We start from the raw sequence: 21,904 nt of genomic DNA, 5'->3' as shown, positions 1-21,904 counted from the left end.
CAGACGAACTTTTTAAAGAATTAGAACAATATGGACATTAACAATTTTAAGGAATCAATTAATGGGAATGTTGATAGTAAAAATAGATTTTCATTAACTGCAAACAATTAAAAAATGAAAATATTTAGTACAGTACCGGAAGGTAATCAAATGGCTGATTTAGAGCCGGCACGATATTTTAATTTAGCAATAGAACAAATTCAAGAAGCAGAAGAATGGTTAAGGTCTTCTAATGAAATATGCCAAGCCTTACTTATTCATGTTGATGCCTTTGTTCATTTTGGCAAACGTTATCCTGAAATGGCAAAAAGAAGAATAGCCAAATTAAATTGCAGTGAGATAAAAAAAACTTTCGATGATTGGTACGAAAGAGTAAACAGTAAAATACCTGCAAAATACAGAGACGGAATAAAAACAAATGCAGACGAACTTTTTAAAGAATTAGAACAATATGGACATTAACAATTTTAAGGAATCAATTAAACCCTTTTTTTGGGTTGAACACGAAAAAAGTGTTTCGGTATGTTTAAATGTTGGAGAATACAAAACCGAAGTTTTCCAAACAAGAGAAGAAGAGGGATTTGAAGGAAACGGCTATGATTGGGGTTCGCTGGCAACAGTATTTTTAGAAGAACAAAAGCCCGAATTAATAGAAGCCATTGAATTTGACCCCGAAGCAGATATGTTTTGTGCCTATTCTTCAGATGCAGATGCGCTAAAAAAGTTCATTCTCTCTTTTAAAGAAGCCTGCGAAAACGACAGCTTACTATTCGATTTGTTTTCACGAGCCATTTTAGATTAATGAAATCACTTTTCGCCATATTCGCATTTGTTTGTTCAATCGGATTTTCGTTTGGTCAAAGCAATCCAATTCCTCAAAATATCAAAACACAATTTGAAGGCAAATGGATAATTGTAAAGCAATATTACACCAACACAGTCGAAATAAAATTTGAGAAAAATAAGGATTATGCCACATTTATAGATATTGGTACCAGAGAAGCGCCTCCGCATATTTTAAAAGCATACGTTCAGCGGAACAAATTGGTAATTCCGGCAAAAACTCATGAAAATGACTATGTTGAAATGACAGTAAAAAACGGTAAGCTGTTATTCAAAACATGTCCAACAATTGAGAAAGCAGACGGCACCTATCAAAAACCGGATGAAAAACATTTATTGAGCCTTGTTTTTACAAAAGTTCATTAGCAGGCACTGGAGTCTTATGACAAGAATTTTTTTAAAAACACAAAGTGAAAATGAAAAAAAAGCAACAACTTCTGCCTTGAATGACAGTATTTTACATCTGGATTTCGACTTCAAAAAATTAAGCTATTGCTGTGCATGCTAAAAATAATAGTTGCTTGTTGGGGAAGATTTGGGGGAGCTGTAAAAACAAAATAAAAAAACAATGAATAGAATCCTAACCATATTTAAACTTAAAACCCGAGAAGGAAGAGATGAGAAACTAAAAGAACTTATTGATAAAAAGGAAATACTTACTGTTGACGAATTGAATTTCATCGCCTCAAACTTTAAACAGAAAGGAGAGCTTATCACTTATAATTTAATTTGGGTTTTATTGTTAAATTCTCCAAAAATGGATGGACTGAAAAAATTTTGCATTCAGGAAATCGAAGAAAACCTAAATACAGAGTACGAAAGTTTTAAAAATTGGGATATAAATTTTTATATTTCTGAATGGGCATTTCAATACTTAACTTATTTATGTCCAAATAAATTTGATGAGTATTTTGAAAAATATTATAACACAGCAACAAACAACAATCTAAAAATGAACATGGCACAATGTGTTTTTGCCCTAAATAAAGAATTGGGATTAAAACTTATGATTGATATTTTGCCATTTATAGATTATGACCATTGCACTTGGGATTCGATAGGGCAATATGTAGTGTACGAAGGAACACTAAACACAATTATATATTTGAAAGAAAAAATAGAGAAAGAAGAAGATATTAACATGAAGAATTTTTATCTGGACATGATAAGAGAACTTGAAAAAAATAAAAACACTTAATCTGCTCAACAAAGCATTTTTTAAAAAACAAACCTTCAAAAATTAAGAGATTGCTGTGCATGCTAAAAAAATAACAGTTGCTTGTTCGAGAAGGCTTCGGGGAGCGGGTAAATTATTCAGAACAGCATGATAAATAATAATTTTTTATTTATAAAATGAGAAACAATTACGTGCTAACAAATTTTAAAAAAGCATAACATGGACAGCAAAAACAATTGGAAGTGGATGGGCGACATAAAAGCTTTGGATGAAACGCTTCGTACCGTTGAACAAGAGTTGGAAAATTTGAACGATGAGAGCTGTATTGCCTTCAAAAATGGCTTCGGTATTTATAGCATTGGTTTCCCAAACACAGTTGCCAATACAGCAATGCTCAACAAATTAGATGGCTTAATACATATTGCCACGCATGAAATGGCAACTACAATTGGTTTTCAGAGGCAAAACATTGTTCTTTTGGCAAACTATATTGAGTACTTAGAAGAGTACAAAGCATTTTCTGAAAGTGAAATTGAAAGCATAGTTGGAAGTGAAACATTGCCAGCCGATGTAAAATTAAATCTCCTAAAAAAAATTTCAGACCAAGATAAAAAGGAATTGTTAGACAAAATAACGGAGATGCGAACTTCATGGAACAGAATATTTAACAACAAAAGTTTTAAAGAAATAAAATCCAAACTGGATAAGCTGTAATTAACAAATCCACTCTACAAAGCATTCTTTACAAAACAACCTAGCTAGCGCGAGCATCTTGCTCGTGACCGCAAAGTTAAGCACGAGCAACATGCTCGCTCCAGCAGGGAATTAAAAAAGATTTACCAATTGGAACAGGCATGGATTGCAAATCCGCACTATCGGGTTATTGCACTCGATTGCTCGAATATGCAGTAAATTTACTTGTTAATGGATAGCACAGAACGTTAGCACAAAATCAAACACTCTACAATCAATAACCCCGCTCCCGCACGAATCCTTTCGTGTGACGCAAAGTATGTCAAGGTCTAGTTTTTAAATATTAAAAATATTAAAATGAGTAGAAATTATAGATTTTATAATTGAAAGGGTTTAAGTAGAACGTACCACACGAAAGGATTCGTGCGGGAGGGGAGAAATTTGTAAGTACATATTAGCAGTAAAAATGACGATTTCTTAGATTGTAAAATTGTGATATTTTTATGTTTTTTTGTAATTATATGTTAAATTAGGATAAAAAAGACTACATTTGTCCCGTAATTAAAAAACAGAAAAATACATATGAGACTTTCAATAGCAAAATATTTTGACCACTTAGCAGGATCACTTCCGGCTAAAGTATCAGGATGCTATATGTATTTTTATGAAATTAAAATGTAAAATTTAGAGTCAAACTCATCATAAAATAGAAAAAGCGTCCACATTGTAGGACGCTTTTTTTGTTTTAGACAATTTGATTTCGTCGAATAGTACAAAAAGGAGATTGAAAAATGATTAAAAAGAAATATTAACTAAAAAAACTAAAAAAATAATTGACCAAATGTTTAATGACTAATCAAAATAGCGAAATATAATCTTGAGAAGTAATCTAATGAGTAACAGTCATTTGATAAAAAGATGAATCTGCACCAGTTTGCGGACAGGATTTTCTCTGTTTTAATTTTAAGTTTAACTATCTGATAATCAGAAAAATAATCTTAAAAAATATTTGGAAATATGATTTTTTAGACATTATCTTTGCCGAACAAAATTGAAACACAGCGTTTCAAATAATAACAAGAATTTTTAAAATATAATACAGTGTATAAAATGGCTTTACAAAATAAAATATCATACGGATTACCAGGAAGCGCTAGATTCGATCTTGGACGTTTCACAATGCAGGTGCATCAATATAGGCAATAGGATAGTTATATCACGTTGAATTTTGTAAAGCACCTTTGATCAGGTGCTTTTTTTATGCCTATAGTTTTGCCACAAAGGCACAAAGTCGCAAAGATTTAATAAACGTAAAAAAACTTAGTGCCTTAGCGCCTTCGTGGCAAAAAGGAAAATAAATGATTTTGTAGCTCAGTTGGATAGAGCGTCTGCCTTCTAAGCAGATGGTCGAAGGTTCGAATCCTTCCAAAATCACTCGTTCTCTAGAAGGAACAGGTTCATTGGGGTTACTGGCTAACCTTCCCGATTGTCTCTCGGGAGAAACGGGTTCGATTCCCGTATGAACCGCTTTTTTTTAAGATGCTGAGGTTCTAAGATACTGAGACTCTCAGAATTTTAGATGCTGATAAGGCCTAGATTCAAAGATTTGGAAAAAAACTTAGTCTCTTAGAATCTTAGCAACTCAGAATCTTAGAAAAACTGGGAAGATAACGGTGGTTGTTTACCCGCCTTGGACGCGGGAGGTTGCAAGTTCTCCCGATAGCTATCGGGATTGCTTCCCAGACAAATGGAAATACGCTAAAGTTGGAGAGTTAGGTCGGTCTGTAAAACCGTTGTCTTATGGCTGAGTAGGTTCGAATCCTACTATTTCCACAAATTAGACTTTTGAAGTTTGATTAAATGCAGGAATCGCGCAATTGGCAGACGCGACTGACTTAGAATCAGTTTTTTGAGAGTTCGAGTCTCTCTTCCTGTACAGATAAAAGAATTGTTTTTGTTTAAACTCAATTCAGGTTGAATTAAAATATAAAGTAATGAAAAAGATAAGCACATTATTCGCTAAAGATCCAAACGATTTAGCAAGAGTAATAAACAAGTTGAACACAGAAAATACCTGGGTAATGAACGGTGAAGCAATTGCAACTAGAAAATTTGACGGTACAGCGGTAGCAATCATTGACGGAGAATTATTCAAACGATTTGATGCTAAAAAAGGACGTACAATTCCAGCGAATGCAATTCCGTGTCAGGAAGCAGATGTAATTACAGGTCATCATCCACATTGGGTAAAATGTGATCGTATAAAGTCTGAGGATAAACATTTCTTTGAAGGTTTTGATCATTTAGAATTGAAAGCAGATGGAACCTACGAATTATGCGGGCCAAAAGTACAGGGAAACCCTGAAAACTTAGAAAAACATACTTTAGTTAAACACGGTTCAGAAGTATTTGATTCTCTAAGTTTTGATTTTGACGAATTGAAAATGTTCTTATCAGAAAATGATATTGAGGGAATTGTTTTCCATCATATTTCAGACGATAGAATGTGCAAATTAAGAAAATCAGATTTTGGTATTAAGCGATTGAGAATGGTGCTTAATGAATTGTAAAAAGTTATTAGAGATTAGCAGTCCGTCAGTTCGGGTATTTTTATGAGATGTGAACAGCAATTTCAAAAAAAAAAGTATCTGAAAATTGTGTATTTATTTAAAAATAATAATTAAGAAATTAGAAATCATGGTGTTATATGATAAAATTATAGTGATTGATATTGAAGCAACTTGCTGGGAATCTAAGGAGGAAACACTCTTAAATCAGAGAGAAATTATCGAGATAGGCGTATGTAAGTTAGTATTATCGTCGGGAAAAATTGAAGATAAACAAAGTTTTTATATCAAACCAGAAGTTTCTCAAGTTTCTTCTTTTTGTAACCAATTAACTGGAATTACAAATGAAAAACTACAGATAGAAGGAACTTCTCTTGAGAAAGCATTGAAGAAAATTAATTCCAAATATTCGGCAAAGTATAGAACGTTTGCCGGTTATGGAGATTTTGATAAAGAAATATTAGAACAAGAATGTAAATCAAAAGCAATTGAAAACCCATTTAGAAATGACTATTTGAATATAAAGACACTTTTTAATTTAGTTTACCTTCAGGAGAAACCTAAAGGATTATTGAAAGAGCTAGAGTTAATAGGAGAATCTTTTGAAGGAGAGAATCATAATGGAGCGGATGATGCTTACAATGCAGCCAAACTGCTGTATAAAGTTTTAAAGAAATAAAAAAATGCAGACCTATAACAGAATAGCCTTAGTTGGCATAGAACAGGAAGAATATGACATCATAAAAGCCCAATATTCGGGACACATTATCTGGCATCAGTCGATACCAAAAATTGTAGTGAAAGATGAAATTCTATATATAGAAAAATCTAACGGAATTGGCATGTTGCCGGTTGATAAAGTGGTCTATTACGGAATTTATGATAATGACTTTGACTTTATTGCAGGTCTTGCGATCTGGGGTGGCGATTGTTATCCAAAAGCGGCTGCGATGCTGGATTGCCGATTTAAGATTCCGTGTCTGGTAAAAGCTTTATCTCTTTCCAGATTTAGTGCTCCACGCGGATTTGTAAGTGCCGGCGCTTCTGTCAATACAACGGATGATACTGTTGCGAAATGGGGAAACTGGCATTGTGGCGAAAACAAACATCGTTTTACAGGCGAATGGGAAAGTGAATTTACTGCTACCATCGAACCTTTTTATGAAGGAGAAGCTGTTCGAATCATGATGATTGGCGATACCTATTGGCAGATTAAACTGGAAGGTGACGACTGGTTAAAATCAATTCATCCGGACAATGCGACTTTTATGACTGTAGATCAGGACTTGTTAGAAGATACGATTTACATCAGGAACACTTTGCAAATGGATATGATTGGAAACGATTACATCGTAGCCAAAGATGGTACTAAATATTTATTAGAAGTAAATCATATTCCTAACATAACCCGATTTGAAGAGGTGAGGCAAGTTTATTTGTCAACTGTTATTGAATGGATCAACTAAAATTTTGCACTGCGCAAAATAACTGCGCAGTGTAATTTGAATATTTGAATAAGAAATAAAAGAAGTTCTTTTAAAAACTGAAATACAACAAAGTTTAGGCTTTGTTTAAAAATATCAAACAAGTCCGGTTGAGTGTTTCTGTATAGCACCATTGTAGGGAACTTTTCGAAGGAGCGGATTATGTTTTTCTATGCAACTTGATTTGGAGGTTTTGATGGTTTTCCAAAAAACTATCACACACAAGGGATCTAAGGGGTGTGGGTTCGAATCCCACTCGCAGTAATGCGGTAGTTCAATCAGGATAGAACATTAGAGTGTTTATGTAGGTTCGAGTCCTGCACCGAGTATAACTCGGTTAGACAAATTGGTAAGTCAACAGACTGAAAATCTGTAAACAGTAGAGACCATCACTCTTAAAAAGATGACCAGTTAGAAAAACTGATTTGTCTTTGTCAGTGAAACTAAGAATTCCATCCCGAGGCTTCGGGACTGAAATTTCACACTCATGATAAAGCCAGTGCGAAAAGTACTGTTTTTTGAAACATTTGTTTTCTTTTCGGTTTGATTGTTAAAATGATTTGGGGATCATGAAGACAAAAGATAATCGGAAACAACTCAGGTAAACAAATGACAACTTTTCACCCGCTTTTTTCGGAGGATAAAGGCAAGGAGGTTTTTATAAAATTAGAGTAAAGAGAATAGAGAATAGAGAATAGAATAAAGATAATAGAGGATGAGGGTTTTATAGATTTCGGAACATGAAACTTTAAACCTGAAACCTGAAACAAAATAACCATGATAAAGAAAATTAATATCGGAGCATACCAAGTGGGCTTGGTCTTCGAGAACAGAAAATTAATTAAAGTATTAGAAGAAGGTTTGCACTGGATTTTTGGAAACAAAAATGTGTTGATCTACGATATGAATGCCGTTTTTCAGGCTCCATTTGAATTGAATATTTTATTGGAGAATGAAGTTTTGGCTTCAATGCTTGAAATTGTTGAGGTTGCCGATAACGAAATTGTATTACAGTTCGTGAACGGAAACTTTAAAGAAGTTTTAACTCCAGGAAGATATGCTTTCTGGAAAGGAATTGTGAAAAATGAATTCACAAAAGCTGATTTGTCAAAAATCGAAATCACAGAAGACATTAAGGTAAACTTATTGGAAAATGTAAAAATGAGATATTTCGTAAGAAAGTTTGTGGTAGCAAGCAATGATAAAGCATTGTTATTTGTGAACGGAACTTTTGTAAAAGAGTTGAAATCTGGAACGCATTACTTCTGGAACAACGCGATTACAATCGAAGTAAAAACAATCGATATGAGACAACAGCAAGTTGAAATATCAGGTCAGGAATTGTTGACTAAAGATAAAGCAGGATTGAGAATCAATTTCTTTGTGAGATACCAAGTGGTTGATATCATGAAAGCTTTGATAGAAAACAAGGATTTTGAAAAGCAATTGTATGTAGCAATGCAATTGGCTTTAAGAGCTTTTATCGGAGGTTTGACCTTGGATGAATTGTTAAACAAAAAAGATGCTATTGCGGAAGAAATTCTGGCAGAAGTGGCTTCAAAAATCGAAAACTTAGGTCTGAAAATTTCAGACGCCGGAATAAGAGATGTAATTCTTCCAGGCGATATGAAAGAGATTATGAATCAGGTTTTGGTTGCGGAGAAAAAAGCACAGGCGAACAGCATCATGAGAAGAGAAGAAACGGCTTCAACAAGAAGTTTACTAAACACAGCTAAGCTGATGGAAGAAAACGAAATGTTGTGGAAGTTAAAAGAGATGGAATACGTGGAGAAAATCGCAGACAAGATTGGTGAAATCACCATTTCTGGCGGTGGAAACGTAATTGGTCAATTGAAAGAAATCTTCGTAAAGTAAATAGAACTGTTAGCAGTAAATGCTGATGGTTTAAGTTTAATAATAAAAAATTTAAGGATGAATCAAGAAATAGTTTTTACGTCGTGCCATCAGTTTGGCCAGGACGGTATAGTTGAGCTTAGTGAATCTGCGTTTGCCTCGAGCAAAGAGGTAAATGCAGAACACATTAAGCAATGGAAAGAGGAGGTGAAATCTAGAGATTATCTCATTTAGAGGTATTTATCCAGTAAGGTAAAGGTGTTTTTAAAGCTTTGCATACTACTGGAATCTCAAGAACAACCTTGTTTTTCCTGAGATTCCTAAGAATTGCAAAAGAAAAAATACCATGCAAAACAATACACTAGAAAAATATAAAAAAGCAATTAGAAATAAATACGAGACAGAAAAAGGCGGTCAATATTTTGATTATTTGTACAAGCCTTCTCGTGGTAAACTTCGTGATTTGTGCTGGCTTATTTTCGAAAATAATCCAACGAAGGATGACCTGAATGTCTTCAGTAACTTCCTGTCTCTGGATTTTGACCACACCAAAAAGAATAAATTCAAGGAGAAGAAAGATAAATTCAGACCTATTGAAACTTTCTTTAAAGGAGAAACAGATTTGTCAAACATTGATGCTATAAACATGGCAGCGATTATGGTTGATTTTGAGCCAAGACCTTTCAAAAAGTTTTATGAAACTTCTAAAAAAGAAGAAGCAAAACCAGCAAAAAAGCTTGAGAAAGTTAAAGCTGTTTTGGAAAAGAAAAATGCTCTGAAAAAAGAGAAACCTGAAAAAAAATCTAAGAAAAGAAGTTTCTTTCGAGATATTAAAAGCATGTTTTTCTAATCTTTCTGCCACAAAGGCGCTAAGGCGCAAAGTTTTTTAGCCACAGATTAAAAGGATTAAAAAAATCTGAAAAATCTGCGTGAAACAAATCTTAGCGTTCCTTTGCGTAAACCCTTGCGCCCTTTGCGGTTAAAAAAAATCTCGCAAAGACGCAAAAGCGCAAAGTTTTAGGCACAGATTATAAAGATTAAGAGGATTATTAAAAAATCTGCTAAAATCTGCAAAATCTGCGTGAAACAAATCTTAGCGCTCTTTGCGGTTAAAAAAAAAACACAATTATTAAAAATTAAACAAATGAAAACTACAGATAAAATCATCATTATTGATTTAGAAGCCACATGCTGGCAGGGCGCGGTCCCGAAAGGCCAGGAAAATGAAATTATAGAAATTGGATTAGCGGTTTTGGATACAGAAACAGGAACAATCAGCCAGAATAAAGGCATTTTAATCAAGCCACAGCGTTCCAGTGTGAGTCCGTTTTGTACAGAACTGACAACTATTACTCAGGATTTACTGGACAAAAACGGAGTTTCTTTTGAAGAAGCCGTTGATTTATTAATCGATGAATACAATCCCGATTTATACACTTGGGCAAGTTACGGTCAGTACGATTTGAATATGCTAACGAAGCAATGTAAATCGTTTGGAATTTCCTATCCAATGGGAGAAAAACATATCAATGTAAAAGAACATTTTGCCGAAAAGTTTGGCCTGAAAAGGTCGACTAGTATGAATGGCGCTTTGCAATTATTGAATATTCCATTAGAAGGAACGCATCATCGCGGTATTGACGATGCTAAAAATATTGCTAAGATTTTGCATTGGTGTCTGCATAATTAAAAAACGGCTGTCTAATGACAGCCGTTTCCACTTGGTTATATTATTTTGATTAATTGTTTCCGTAGATTTTAGCATAAAGATCTTTGTAAATTTCTTTAATGATTTTACGTTTTAATTTCAACGTAGGCGTAAGCTGTCCACCATCAATAGACCAAACATCAGGCGTAAGCTCAAAACGTTTTACTTGTTCCCAGTGTCCGAATTTTTTGTTGATGCTTTCCACTTCTTCATCGATTCGTTTAATAACATCTGGATTTGTACTAATTTCAGCATCAGTACTTCCTAAAGTAATTTTGTGGATTTTTGCCCATTCTTTTACGAATTCAAAATTTGGCTGAATAAAAGCTCCAGGCATTTTTTCGCCTTCACCAATAACCATAATCTGCTCAATAAAACGAGATTGTTTCATAGCATTTTCAATCATTTGCGGCGCAATATATTTACCTCCTGAAGTTTTGAACATTTCTTTTTTACGATCGGTAATTTTTAAGAAACCTTCACTGTCAACTTCTCCAATATCTCCAGTGTGGAAATAACCATCTTGTAAAGCTTCATCTGTTTTCTCAGGATCTTTAAAGTAGCCTAACATTACATTAGGACCTTTTATCAAAATTTCACCGTCTTGAGCAATTTTAACTTCCAGATTACGAATTGGTTTTCCAACGGTTCCAATTTTAAAACCTTTGTTTCTTTGGTCGTTAACAGCAATTACTGGAGAAGTTTCCGTTAAACCGTAACCTTCCATAACCGGGATTTCTGCAGCAGCAAAAACTCTTGTCAAACGAGGTTGTAAAGCGGCGCTTCCAGAAACCATTAAATCAAGATTTCCTCCCAAACCTTCTTTCCATTTACTGAAAATCAATTTGCGGGCAATTTTTAACTGGAATTCATACCAAGCTCCGTTTGCTCCGTATGGTTCATATTTCAAACCTAAATCAATAGCCCAGAAAAAAAGCTTTTTCTTGATGCCGGTCAATTCGGCTCCTTTAGCATAAATTTTATCGTATACTTTTTCTAAAAGCCTTGGAACAGCTGTAATAACAGTTGGTTTTACCTCTTTTAAATTATCACTGATTTTATCAATGGATTCGCCAAAATAAACAGAAACACCATAATATTGATAGATGTATAAAATCATTCTTTCAAAAATATGACAGATAGGCAAGAAGCTTAAAGCCGTACTTTTCCCCGGATCAAACGGAATTCTTGGTGCGCTGTCTAAAACATTCGAAACAATGTTTTGGTGCGAAAGCATAACTCCTTTTGGTCTTCCAGTTGTTCCAGAAGTATAAATAATTGTAGCCAAATCTTCAGTTTTAATACTGTCTTTTCTAGCTTCAACTTCATTTTGGTTACTTTCGTCCGCGCCCAAAGTCAAAAGTTCGCTCCAGTGTTTACATCCTGGGATTTCGTTAAAAGAATAAACTTCTTTTAAGGTTGGAACATTGGCTTTAATTGCATTTACTTTTTGTAAAACTTCATCATCTGAAACAAAACAGTAAATACTGCCACTATGGTTTAAAATATATTGATAATCTTCCTCGGCAATGGTTGGATAAATGGGAACATTCTGAGCACCTGTCTGCAAAATACCAATATCCATAATATTCCATTCGGTTCTATTATTGGAAGAAATTAAAGCAATTTTATCATCTTTCTGAACGCCCATGCGCAATAATGCTCTCGAAACAGCATTTGCTTTTGCAATATATTCCTGGCTAGATGTTTTTTCCCATGCTCCATTTTTTTTAGTAGCAAGAGCAACGGGAAGGTTGTAAGTTTCTTGTTGATAATAGGGAAAATCAAAAAGACGTGTGATTGAAACCATGTTTAATATATTGAATTATTATTGCAAATTAAATAAAAATTGGGTAGGATTTTTAAATTTATAAAATTTAATCGGAAGTTTTGCGAGTACTATTGAAATTCAACGAAAACGTTTTCTTTTTTATAGAAAATAAGGGTAAAATTGACTGAATTTTTAATAAGAAGCCTCTTTTTTATCTTTTATTGAACATTGTAATCCACATAATCTTTTACTCTTTCGCCCATTAAGAACATTTTTTTCTTGGTAAAATGAATAGAAAATTGAGAATAAAACCATTCTTCGCTGTCATTTGGTCTGTACCAGAAGGTGTAAGAAGCGCTGTTGAATCCTTCTTTAAAAACAGGAACGCCTTCCTCAGTACACTCAATTCCCCAATTGATTTTTTGTTTGCTTAAATCTTCTGCTTGAATAAAACCTGTTCCGTCTGGATTTAATACCGTAATAGGTTGTTTTTGATTTAAAGGTGCGTAAGTCCCTTGAACTGGATACCCGATTGTAGTGGTGATATAACGCTCTTTAGAATTGTGTTTAATTTGATCTACCTGAACTTGGGCTTGTAATTGAAAAGCAGTCAGAAATAAACTGCAGATAAGTAATTTTAAAAATTTCATTCTATGTAGGTTTAAGTGTTTTTGGAGCTCGAAAAAATCTAGTGGTACATTTTTTCTGTGGCTAATATAGTCCAATTTTTTAATAGAACTATGACTTAAAAATACAAGAATGAAATTTTTAATTTTTAGGGCTTTTTGAAGGCTTTTTTATTCTGTCGAAAACTGATTTTCTAATAATTTTTCTTTAAAATCAGATTTGAAAGTGTAAGCGAAAGTAATCATCAGAGCACGGGTGTCTGATTTAGAAGTTCTGTTGTTGCTGAATAACAAAGTATTGTTTCTATAACCGCTTTCTAAAGTATTAAACATATCGGTTACCACTAAACCCAAACGGGCATTGCTTTTTCCTAATTTCTGTTGAAAACCCAAATCTACATTATAAATTGGAATTCTTTTTCCTTGTGCAGTTGCTACTGAAGAATTGTAATTTCCAATGATTTGAAGTTTTCCGCCTTTCCAAGGAGTAAAATTATTAATCATTTTTCCGTACCAGCTAAAAGCACTTTTTACAAAATCTTCGGCTTGATCCAGATTACCAGCATTGATGTTTTGCTGGAAAGCAGTTAAGCTCAGATTGGCATCATAAAAAGAAAATGGTTTAAAGGTAAAAATACTCTCAAGTCCGTAAGTAATTGTATTTCCAATATTTTGAGGTTGTAACAAAATCACTCCGTTGTCTTGCAGAATACCATATTGTCTAATCGTATTATTGGCATTTCTATAAAAAGCATTTCCTGAAAAAGAATAATGATCCCATTCTTTATTATAGCTTAATTCTACAATATGAATAATTTCAGGTTTTAAGTACGGATTTCCTCCATGCGGATTCAAAGCATCGGTAATATCTACAAACGGATTTAAATCATCTAAGTCCGGACGGTTTATTCTTTTGCTGTAACCAAATTTCAAAAACTCATCTGATTTTAAATTCAGTTGAACAGAAGCCGAAGGGAAAATTTTTAAATAATGATTTGAAAAACTATCATTTCCGTTTTCTGTCTTCCCATTATTTGAAACTTGCTCAGCACGAAGTCCAAGATTGTATTTCCATTTTTTGTTTTCTTCTGAACCCGAATAGGAATTCCAAAGTCCATAAACAGCATTTATTTGTTCATTAAAATCAAAAATGGTACTAACTAGAGGATTTACGACATATTCATTGTTAATTAAATCTGCACTTTGAAAATCAGAATTAAAGAAACGGAAAGTACCTTTATATCCTGTTTCAATCATAGATTTAGCTGCAATAGGAAAAGCATAGTTTAAAATAGCATTTGAGATATTTTCTTTTTCGTAATTATGCGTTCGCTGCCAAAAAGTATCACCAATAAGGTTCTGGTTTTCATCATAATTATCAGTATCAATATTCGTATTTTCTCTATGAAAGTTATATGAAGTTGTAATACTCGCGTTTAGGCTTTTTCTATCGTCAGAAAACTTTCGATCGTAATTAAAAGCAAATTCCGCAGCTTTAGAACGTTCTAATTCTAAGGAATGACGTTTGTTACTGGAATAAAATTGATTAGAACTATTAGAAATATCCGTTTTTAGAGTTTCGTCATTATCCTGACTCTCCATGTTTTCAAGAGCTTCAAACGAAAAAGTGTTTTTTTCATTAGGCGAAAAATCAGCATTGAATTTCAAGTTCTGTAAACCTTCAGTTCTTTCATCGTGTCTGTTTTGATTGATGAAATGTTCATCATCAATAAAATAATTGGTTCTTTCGCCGTTTATACTTTTGGTTCTTCCAGCAAAACGATTGTCATAAGCAAGACCAACATTCCATTTGTCTGTTTTATTATTTAAAAGAACAGAACTGTTCATTCTTCCTTTTGCACCAAATCCACCTCCAAGAACGGCGGCTCCATTTAATCCATTCAGATTGTTTTTCTTCAGTTTAATATTGATGATACCGCTTTCTGCATTCGCATCATATTTTGCGGTTGGACTTGTAATAATTTCGATGCTTTCAATACTGCTTGCTGGAATCTGATTCATATTGGTAATGGCAGAATTTTTTCCATTAATTAAAATCAAAGGTGTTTTTCCTCGTAGCGAAATTGCATCATCGGCATCAACAGAAACAGTTGGAATATTCTTCAACATATCAATTGCTGTTCCGCCGGATTGAGAAATATTGGAAACAGCATTAAAAACAAAACCTTCATTGGTTTTTTGAATTTGCTTTTTCTGAGAGTTTACAACAACAGTATTTAAAAGGTTGGTATCTTCCTTTAAAATAATATTTCCTAGTGAAATAGAAGTTCCAGTATATTTTACTTTTTGAGTGAATGTTTTAAAACCAATCAATCGAAGTTTTAGAATATAATCTGATGGATTGATATTTTCCAGAATAAATTTTCCAGTAGCATCTGTAACAGCGTATGCGGTTGTCTTGGTTGTATCAGCAACGGGCTTTAAAATAACATCCACAAATTCGATTGGTGTTTTTCCATCTGAAACGGTTCCGTTTATAGTATTAGTTTTTTGACTAAAAGAAGATTGGCTTATAGCAAATAGTAGAATTGCAGCGACTAAATTTTGTTTCCATTTTTTCATGAGACAAAGTTATTTATCGCATGAACTACAGCCGAATAAAGTGCCTTAAGATATTATTAAATTAGACTTAGGGCTTATTAATGGTTTTCTTTAAATGAAATTAAGATTCTAAAAAAGGGTGTTTTTCCCCTTTCAAAAACAGGAAAATGTATAGATTAATTCAAAAGGTCAAATCTTACTTTTATCCCGATAGAATGCGGAAGCCGAAAAGCAAAAGAGTAGGCCCTATATAAACTAAAATACTATGGAAACTGCTTTTTTCTTAGCGATGGGCTGGTGCGGTACAAAATATCCAGGCTGGTGGCGGCATTTTTTGAAGAAACCTCCAATTCCGGAACCAGAGCCTTGGTGGATTATTTCGACTATTGGTTTGGGCTTAATTGCCGGACTTGCAGGAGGAACGGTTTTTAGCATGGTGATTCGCGAAAGTCAATATTTCTCTGGACAAGCAGCAATTGCTTCTGGATTATTTGCTTTTGGCACTGCTAATATTGTAACGGGAATTGCAACAGCATTTAAAGATTGAAAATATAGAAATGCCTTGACATATTTGGGGATAGTTGTCGTGGTATTTTTTTCAGCCACGAATTCACGAATTATTTTTTTATAGTTACAGATTAAATGATTTCGACGAATTATTATCTATTTAAAATAAAATAAAATAATTCGTGAATTCGTGGCTATCAAAAAAAAAGCGCCCGATAAATTCGGGCGCTTTTCATAAAAATATATTTCTTAGTTTTTCTCAATCCATTTTCTGGCATTGACAAAAGCTTCGTGCCAAGGCGAAACCTCGTCATTTCTGTCTTTTGGATAATGCGCCCAGTTCCATTGGAAAGTCGAACGCTCAATATGAGGCATCATAACCAAATGTCTTCCTGTTTTGTCACACATCATTGCTGTGTTGTAATCAGAACCGTTTGGATTTGCAGGATAACCTTCGTAAGCATATTTAGAAACAATGTTGTATTGGTCTTCTGAATAAGGCAATTTGAATTTACCTTCTCCGTGAGAAACCCAAACTCCTAAAGTACTTCCAGCCAAAGTTGACAACATAACTGAATTGTTCTCTTGAACTTTCACAGAAGTAAAGATACTTTCGTGTTTCTGGCTTTCGTTATGGTGCATTTTTCCGTGAACTTCATGTTCTGGATTAATCACTTCTAATTCCATGAACAACTGGCATCCGTTACAGATTCCAACAGAAAGCGTATCTTCTCTTTTAAAGAAATTATCTAAAGCTGTTTTTGCTTTTTCATTGTATAAGAAAGCTCCAGCCCAACCTTTAGCAGAACCTAAAACATCTGAGTTAGAGAATCCTCCAACTGCTCCAATAAACTGAATGTCTTCAAGCGTTTCACGACCAGAAATTAAATCGGTCATGTGAACGTCTTTTACGTCAAATCCAGCTAAGTACATAGCATTTGCCATTTCGCGCTCAGAATTACTTCCTTTTTCACGAATAATAGCCGCTTTTGGTCTTGGTTTAGAATTGTCGATTTCTGGTTTCTTTCCTGTAAAATGTGCAGGGAAAGTATAATTTAAAACCTGATTTTTATAGTTTTCAAAACGAGCTTTTGCTGTCCCGTTTTTAGATTGTTTTTGATCTAATAAATAAGAAGTTTCGAACCAAACATCTCTGTAAGTTGGAATATCTAAGTTCCAGTTTCCAACTTCTAAAGTTGCTGTAGAATTTACAGAACCAATTTTGAAGAATTCGATATTGTTAGCTTTCAATTTAGCTTCAACAGCAGAATCTGATTTTGCTTGGAATACGATTCCGATGTTTTCTGCGAAAAGGATTTTTAATAAATCTTTTTCTGCGAAAGCGCTGAAATCAATTTTTGCTCCAAGATTTACATCTGCAAAACACAATTCTAATAAAGTAGTGATTAAACCACCGCTTCCGATATCGTGACCTGCTAAAATTTGGTTTTCACCGATTAATTCCTGAATCGTATTAAATGCATTTTTGAAGAAAGAAGCATCTTTAATTGTAGATGTTTCGTTTCCTATTGTATTTCTGATTTGTGCAAAAGAAGAACCTCCTAATTTGAAATCATCCTGAGACAAATTGATATAATAGATTGAATCTCCGTTTTTCTGTAAAACAGGTTCAACAACTTTTCTAATATCTGTGCAGTTTCCAGCAGCCGAAATAATAACCGTTCCAGGCGCAATTACTTCGTCGTTTGGATATTTTTGTTTCATCGAAAGTGAATCTTTTCCAGTTGGAATGTTGATTCCCAATTCAATTGCAAAATCTGAACAACCTTGTACAGCATCGTACAAACGAGCGTCTTCACCTTCATTTTTACAAGCCCACATCCAGTTTGCAGATAATGAAATACCTTTTAAACCATCTTTAATAGGAGCCCAAACAATGTTTGATAATGATTCGGCAATCGCATTTCTAGACCCAGCAACCGGATCAATCAAAGCTGCAATAGGAGCGTGGCCAATAGAAGTTGCAATTCCTTCTTTTCCTAAATAATCCAGCGCCATAACTCCGACATTATTCAAAGGCAATTGCAAAGGTCCTGCATTTTGTTGTTTCGCTACTTTTCCTCCAACACAACGGTCAACTTTATTCGTTAGCCAATCTTTTGAAGCAACAGCCTCTAAACGTAAAACGTCTTTTAAATAACTTTCAAAGTCATTTGCTGCATAAGCTACATCAGCATATTTTCTATCGATAGTTTTATCTGTCATAACCGTTTTTGGAGAACTTCCGAAGAAATCTTCTAAAGCATAATCCATCGGTTTTGAACCATTTGATTTTGATTCGAATGTAAAACGGTGATCACCTGTTACATCTCCAACTTCGTACATTGGTGAACGCTCTCTGTCAGCGATTCTTTGTAAGGTATCGATATCTTTTTGACCAATAACCAATCCCATTCTTTCCTGAGATTCGTTACCAATAATTTCTTTTGCAGAAAGTGTTGGATCTCCAACTGGTAATTTGTCTAAATCGATTAAACCTCCAGTTTCTTCAACTAATTCAGAAAGACAGTTTAAGTGTCCTCCAGCTCCGTGATCGTGAATAGAAACAATTGGATTATTGTCGCTTTCAACCAAACCACGAATTGCATTTGCAGCACGTTTTTGCATTTCAGGATTTGAACGTTGAATCGCATTTAATTCGATTCCTGAACCGAAAGCTCCAGTATCTGCAGAAGAAACCGCAGCACCACCCATTCCGATTCTATAATTTTCTCCTCCAAGAATGACAATTTTATCGCCTTCTTGTGGTTTCTTTTTGATTGATTGATCCAGTTTTCCGTATCCAATTCCACCTGCTTGCATGATTACTTTATCGTAACCAATTTTTCTGTTTTCTTCTTCGTGTTCGAAAGTTAAAACAGAACCAGTAATAAGCGGCTGACCAAATTTATTTCCGAAATCAGAAGCTCCATTTGAAGCTTTGATCAAAATATCCATTGGTGTTTGGTACAACCATTTTCTTTCTTCAACAGCATTTTCCCATTTTCTATTATCGTTTAAACGAGAATATGAAGTCATGTAAACTGCAGTTCCTGCTAATGGCAAAGATCCTTGTCCTCCAGCTAAACGGTCACGAATTTCTCCTCCAGAACCTGTTGCAGCTCCGTTGAAAGGTTCAACTGTAGTTGGGAAATTGTGTGTTTCGGCTTTTAATGAGATAACCGAATCAAAATCTTTTATTTCGTAAAAATCAGGTTTGTCCGCTGATTTTGGTGCAAATTGCTGCACTTTTGGTCCTTTTACAAAAGCAACGTTGTCTTTATAAGCAGACACAATATCGTTAGGATTTTCCTGAGATGTTTTTTTGATTAATTTGAAAAGAGAAGTTTCTTTTTCTTCACCGTCAATTACAAATGTTCCGTTGAAGATTTTGTGACGGCAGTGTTCTGAGTTTGCTTGTGAGAAAGCGAAAATCTCAGAATCAGTTAATTTTCTTCCAAGTTTAGTCGAAAGATTGTTTAAGTAATCAACTTCTTCTTCGCTTAAAGCTAAACCTTCAACTTTGTTGTAAGCAGCAATATCATCAATTTCCAAAATTGGTTCTGGTTGAATGTTGATAGTGAAGATTTCTTGATCTAATTCATTGAATTTTTGAGAAAGCATTGGATCAAAATCAGTAAAATCTTCCGTTGCAGGATGAAATTCTTCAATTCTGATAATGCCAGAAATCCCCATGTTTTGAGTAATTTCTACAGCATTAGTACTCCAAGGTGTAATCATAGTTGCGCGTGGTCCAACAAAAAAACCTGGTAATGCAGATTTCTCGATCTTATTCGCGTCGGCAAAAAGCCAGTTTAATTTTGAAATGTCTTGAGCTGAAATTTCGTTTTGCGTTTGTACGGCAAAAACAGTTTTGCTTTGGTTTTCAAAGAAATGGATCATTTGTGTAGTTTGTTGTATTGAGCTGCAAATTTAGTCAATCTAAACCGAAAAAAAAAGCAACAATAAGTGCCTTTTTAATTATTTATTTTTGCTCTTTTTTGCCCTGAAAATGCAATTTTTTTGCTACTGATTCTGTATAAAATTTAACATTTTTTAATCTGGAATTTTTAGCTGTAAACTATTGTTCTTTTTCAAATTTCAGTCAAAAAAGACTTTATGAAGAAGAAGTAATTCTTAAAATTTAATTACAAATTTTTCTAAACGAAATCCGATAAAATTGCAAGTTGTGTAAAAATTATTGCCACGAAGGCGCTAAGACGCGAAGATTTTTTTGAATTTTTTCGTCTAAAACTTGACGACTTTGCGTCTTTGCTAGAAAACTTGATAAGAAACTTTGTGTTTTAGCGCCTTCGTGGCAAAAAAAAACTACTTTGGGAAATCCTGACTCTGATAAGCACCCAAATCCGGTGGAGAAGTTCTGGTTAATCCTAAAATATCCAACGGAATGAGATACACCTGATTTCCTTTCGCGAAAGCGGCAGAAGTTTTATCAATATTGAATTTGTTTTCAGAAGGTTTGTAAAACTTCGGATTTTCATTCAGAATGATGTTGCTGTAATGTTCTGTATCTGTTTTAAACTGATAAAGCGGATTTGTAGAGGAATTGCTGAATTTTAAAAGACAATTATTCAATTGATAAACAAAAGGAGAATTAGCGTTTTTACTCAAATTAAATTCGTTCGTGCTTGAACCATAAATAATGCAGTTGTTAAAAGTAGCCTGTGTTAAAGCATTTGATTCTGGAACTGCGCCAGTTAACGAATTGCTCAAACTAACCGCAAATTGGGAAGGAGTCGACCAATTATTGTTGAAAGTACAATGCGTGAATTTATAGTTTCCACCATAAACACAAGACAAACTGGCTAAACCAGCATAATTAATCACAATGTTTTCTCCAGTAATCTGCGCATTTTGAGCTAAAATACCATATTCGACACAATTGTAAATCTGAGTGTTTTGGATGGTGATATTGTTAAAAGGGTTTTTAAAATCTAAACCAACAACTGCATTTTTCAAAGTCAAATGATTGATATTATGATTCATGCTTCCGTTTGCAAATAGAACCGATTTCCATTGTCCAGGGATGTCAGAATAAAGTGATTCTAAACGATCACCTTCAAAAATAACTTCATTTTCGAGTTTATCTGTTGTAGAAGTGGTTCCGTTAATTTGTAAAGAAGCCTTGTTTCCGATGTATAAACCAGAATTGGCGTGGAAGTGTACTCTTGCACCGGCTTCAAAAATTACGGTTTTATTTTCCTGGACTCCAGCATAGCCATAGATTACGTAAGGTTTTTGTTTCGTAAAAATGAGTTCGTTTCCATTTTCAGGGTCATTTTCATTTAGATAAAATCCGTCGACATCTTTACCTTCAATTTTGATTTTTTCTTTTGTTCCGTCAGCATTTTGGTTCGGATAAAGAAAAACAGCATCTTGAATTAAAGTTACTAAAGCTACTTCCTGAAGATTCGCGCCACTGTCAAATTCAATTTCATCGGTATATAAAAAATCGGTTGGATTGGTGTCTGTAATATCGGCGGTGGTTTCTATAAAAATGTAGAGACTGTCTTTTGCTAAAAGCGTAACATCTTTAAAAATCTTTCCGTTGTCTCCTGTCATTCCATCGACGGTCATTCTGTATTTAGAATTTAAACCTTTTTTAAGCTGTACAATCGGAATTGAAATATCGTTTTTGCTTCGATTGTAAACTTTTAATTGGTACGTGCTTGAACCAATATTTTTAAAAACGGTATCCAAATAAACGGTGTCTTTTGAAAATTTCAAATCTCCAGTACTGGCAACGGTGTCAAAGTCAGTTCTACATGAACTAAAAGCTAGAATTAAACCCAGAAAAAAGATTGTAAAGTATTGACGCATTTAAAATATATTTTTTTAGCCACGAATTCACGAATTATTTTAAATAAAAATTCGTGAATTGCTTCGCCTATTCGCTATCGCTCGAGTCGTGGCGAATAAATTGTACAATCACGGATGTTTTTTTTAATCAGTGACAAAAAAAAGCCAAAGATTGATTTTGATTGTTTTTGTAAAAATAACAAAAAACCTACATGTTTGAAGTTGAATTTTAAATTTTTGAATCTGATTTTAGATTCATGTCTTATCTTTCTTTAATTTTACGATTTTAAAG

The 21,904-nt window shown here is 33.9% G+C and carries 17 protein-coding genes and 3 tRNA genes; 15 read left to right on the top strand and 5 right to left on the bottom strand.

Translation table 11 applies throughout. From position 1 onward, the window contains the following. Nucleotides 1-114: 114 nt before the first annotated feature. The 14 genes from GSY47_RS02595 to GSY47_RS02530 all read left to right on the top strand — a co-directional run bounded on the left by GSY47_RS02595 (nt 115) and on the right by GSY47_RS02530 (nt 10,308). Nucleotides 115-462, top strand: coding sequence for a hypothetical protein (locus GSY47_RS02595; RefSeq protein ID WP_179002805.1), 348 nt, complete (start codon nt 115-117; stop codon nt 460-462). After that, nucleotides 452-802 carry an immunity 51 family protein gene (locus GSY47_RS02590; protein ID WP_179002806.1) on the top strand — a complete coding sequence of 117 codons (351 nt, stop codon included), beginning with the start codon at nt 452-454 and terminating at the stop codon, nt 800-802. The genes GSY47_RS02595 and GSY47_RS02590 overlap by 11 nt, the downstream gene beginning before the upstream one ends. After that, on the top strand, nt 802-1,209 hold the full coding sequence (locus tag GSY47_RS02585) for a hypothetical protein (protein ID WP_179002807.1): 408 nt from the start codon (nt 802-804) through the stop codon (nt 1,207-1,209). Before GSY47_RS02590 ends, GSY47_RS02585 begins: the two co-directional genes overlap by 1 nt. Before the next feature lie 202 nt (nt 1,210-1,411). Continuing rightward, entirely contained in the window at nt 1,412-2,041 is a 630-nt protein-coding gene (locus GSY47_RS02580) for a hypothetical protein (RefSeq protein WP_179002808.1), read from the top strand. Between the two features lie 198 nt (nt 2,042-2,239). Beyond that, complete coding sequence (locus GSY47_RS02575) at nt 2,240-2,734, top strand: hypothetical protein (protein WP_179002809.1); 495 nt, start codon at nt 2,240-2,242, stop codon at nt 2,732-2,734. 1,339 nt (nt 2,735-4,073) lie between these two features. Beyond that, nucleotides 4,074-4,147: transfer RNA gene (locus tag GSY47_RS02570), tRNA-Arg, on the top strand. Between the two features lie 315 nt (nt 4,148-4,462). Then, nucleotides 4,463-4,546, top strand: a tRNA-Tyr gene (locus tag GSY47_RS02565). A 29-nt stretch (nt 4,547-4,575) separates the two neighbouring features. Continuing rightward, nucleotides 4,576-4,649 (top strand) — tRNA-Leu (locus GSY47_RS02560). A 58-nt stretch (nt 4,650-4,707) separates the two neighbouring features. Next, the gene (locus GSY47_RS02555; protein WP_179002810.1) at nt 4,708-5,283 is read left to right on the top strand and encodes a hypothetical protein; all 576 of its coding nucleotides are present in this window, start codon (nt 4,708-4,710) and stop codon (nt 5,281-5,283) included. 151 nt (nt 5,284-5,434) lie between these two features. Continuing rightward, a complete protein-coding gene (locus GSY47_RS02550; protein ID WP_219071089.1) occupies nt 5,435-5,959 on the top strand; it encodes an exonuclease domain-containing protein in 525 nt (174 codons plus the stop codon). 4 nt (nt 5,960-5,963) lie between these two features. Beyond that, nucleotides 5,964-6,746, top strand: coding sequence for a hypothetical protein (locus tag GSY47_RS02545; RefSeq protein WP_179002812.1), 783 nt, complete (start codon nt 5,964-5,966; stop codon nt 6,744-6,746). Between the two features lie 795 nt (nt 6,747-7,541). Further along, entirely contained in the window at nt 7,542-8,639 is a 1,098-nt protein-coding gene (locus tag GSY47_RS02540; protein ID WP_179002813.1) for a slipin family protein, read from the top strand. A 325-nt stretch (nt 8,640-8,964) separates the two neighbouring features. Further along, nucleotides 8,965-9,468 (top strand): hypothetical protein, encoded by a 504-nt coding sequence (locus GSY47_RS02535; protein ID WP_179002814.1) that lies wholly within the window; start codon nt 8,965-8,967, stop codon nt 9,466-9,468. 294 nt (nt 9,469-9,762) lie between these two features. Then, nucleotides 9,763-10,308 carry a 3'-5' exonuclease gene (locus GSY47_RS02530; protein WP_179002815.1) on the top strand — a complete coding sequence of 182 codons (546 nt, stop codon included), beginning with the start codon at nt 9,763-9,765 and terminating at the stop codon, nt 10,306-10,308. A 49-nt stretch (nt 10,309-10,357) separates the two neighbouring features. On the opposite strand, the gene GSY47_RS02525 is transcribed toward GSY47_RS02530, so the two are convergent. The 3 genes from GSY47_RS02525 to GSY47_RS02515 form a co-directional block, all read right to left on the bottom strand. Next, nucleotides 10,358-12,136 (bottom strand): AMP-dependent synthetase/ligase, encoded by a 1,779-nt coding sequence (locus tag GSY47_RS02525; protein ID WP_179002816.1) that lies wholly within the window; start codon nt 12,134-12,136, stop codon nt 10,358-10,360. Between the two features lie 179 nt (nt 12,137-12,315). Further along, nucleotides 12,316-12,747 (bottom strand): hypothetical protein, encoded by a 432-nt coding sequence (locus tag GSY47_RS02520; protein ID WP_179002817.1) that lies wholly within the window; start codon nt 12,745-12,747, stop codon nt 12,316-12,318. Nucleotides 12,748-12,894: 147 nt separating this feature from the next. Beyond that, entirely contained in the window at nt 12,895-15,306 is a 2,412-nt protein-coding gene (locus GSY47_RS02515; RefSeq protein WP_179002818.1) for a TonB-dependent receptor domain-containing protein, read from the bottom strand. A gap of 244 nt (nt 15,307-15,550) precedes the next feature. Between GSY47_RS02515 and GSY47_RS02510 the strand changes: the two genes are divergently transcribed. Then, the gene (locus GSY47_RS02510) at nt 15,551-15,832 is read left to right on the top strand and encodes a hypothetical protein (protein WP_179002819.1); all 282 of its coding nucleotides are present in this window, start codon (nt 15,551-15,553) and stop codon (nt 15,830-15,832) included. 209 nt (nt 15,833-16,041) lie between these two features. Here GSY47_RS02510 and purL read toward each other — a convergent pair whose 3' ends face one another. After that, nucleotides 16,042-19,695: a phosphoribosylformylglycinamidine synthase gene (gene purL, locus GSY47_RS02505; protein WP_179002820.1), complete on the bottom strand. Its 3,654-nt coding sequence runs from the start codon at nt 19,693-19,695 to the stop codon at nt 16,042-16,044. Nucleotides 19,696-20,121: 426 nt separating this feature from the next. Further along, nucleotides 20,122-21,633 carry a hypothetical protein gene (locus GSY47_RS02500; RefSeq protein WP_179002821.1) on the bottom strand — a complete coding sequence of 504 codons (1,512 nt, stop codon included), beginning with the start codon at nt 21,631-21,633 and terminating at the stop codon, nt 20,122-20,124. Between the last annotated feature and the right edge of the window lie 271 nt (nt 21,634-21,904).

The sequence above is a fragment of the Flavobacterium quisquiliarum genome (assembly GCF_019308285.1).
Classification (GTDB): domain Bacteria; phylum Bacteroidota; class Bacteroidia; order Flavobacteriales; family Flavobacteriaceae; genus Flavobacterium; species Flavobacterium quisquiliarum.
The sequence above is the reverse complement of the archived record's forward strand: the minus strand, read 5'-3'. Positions and strand labels throughout refer to the sequence as shown.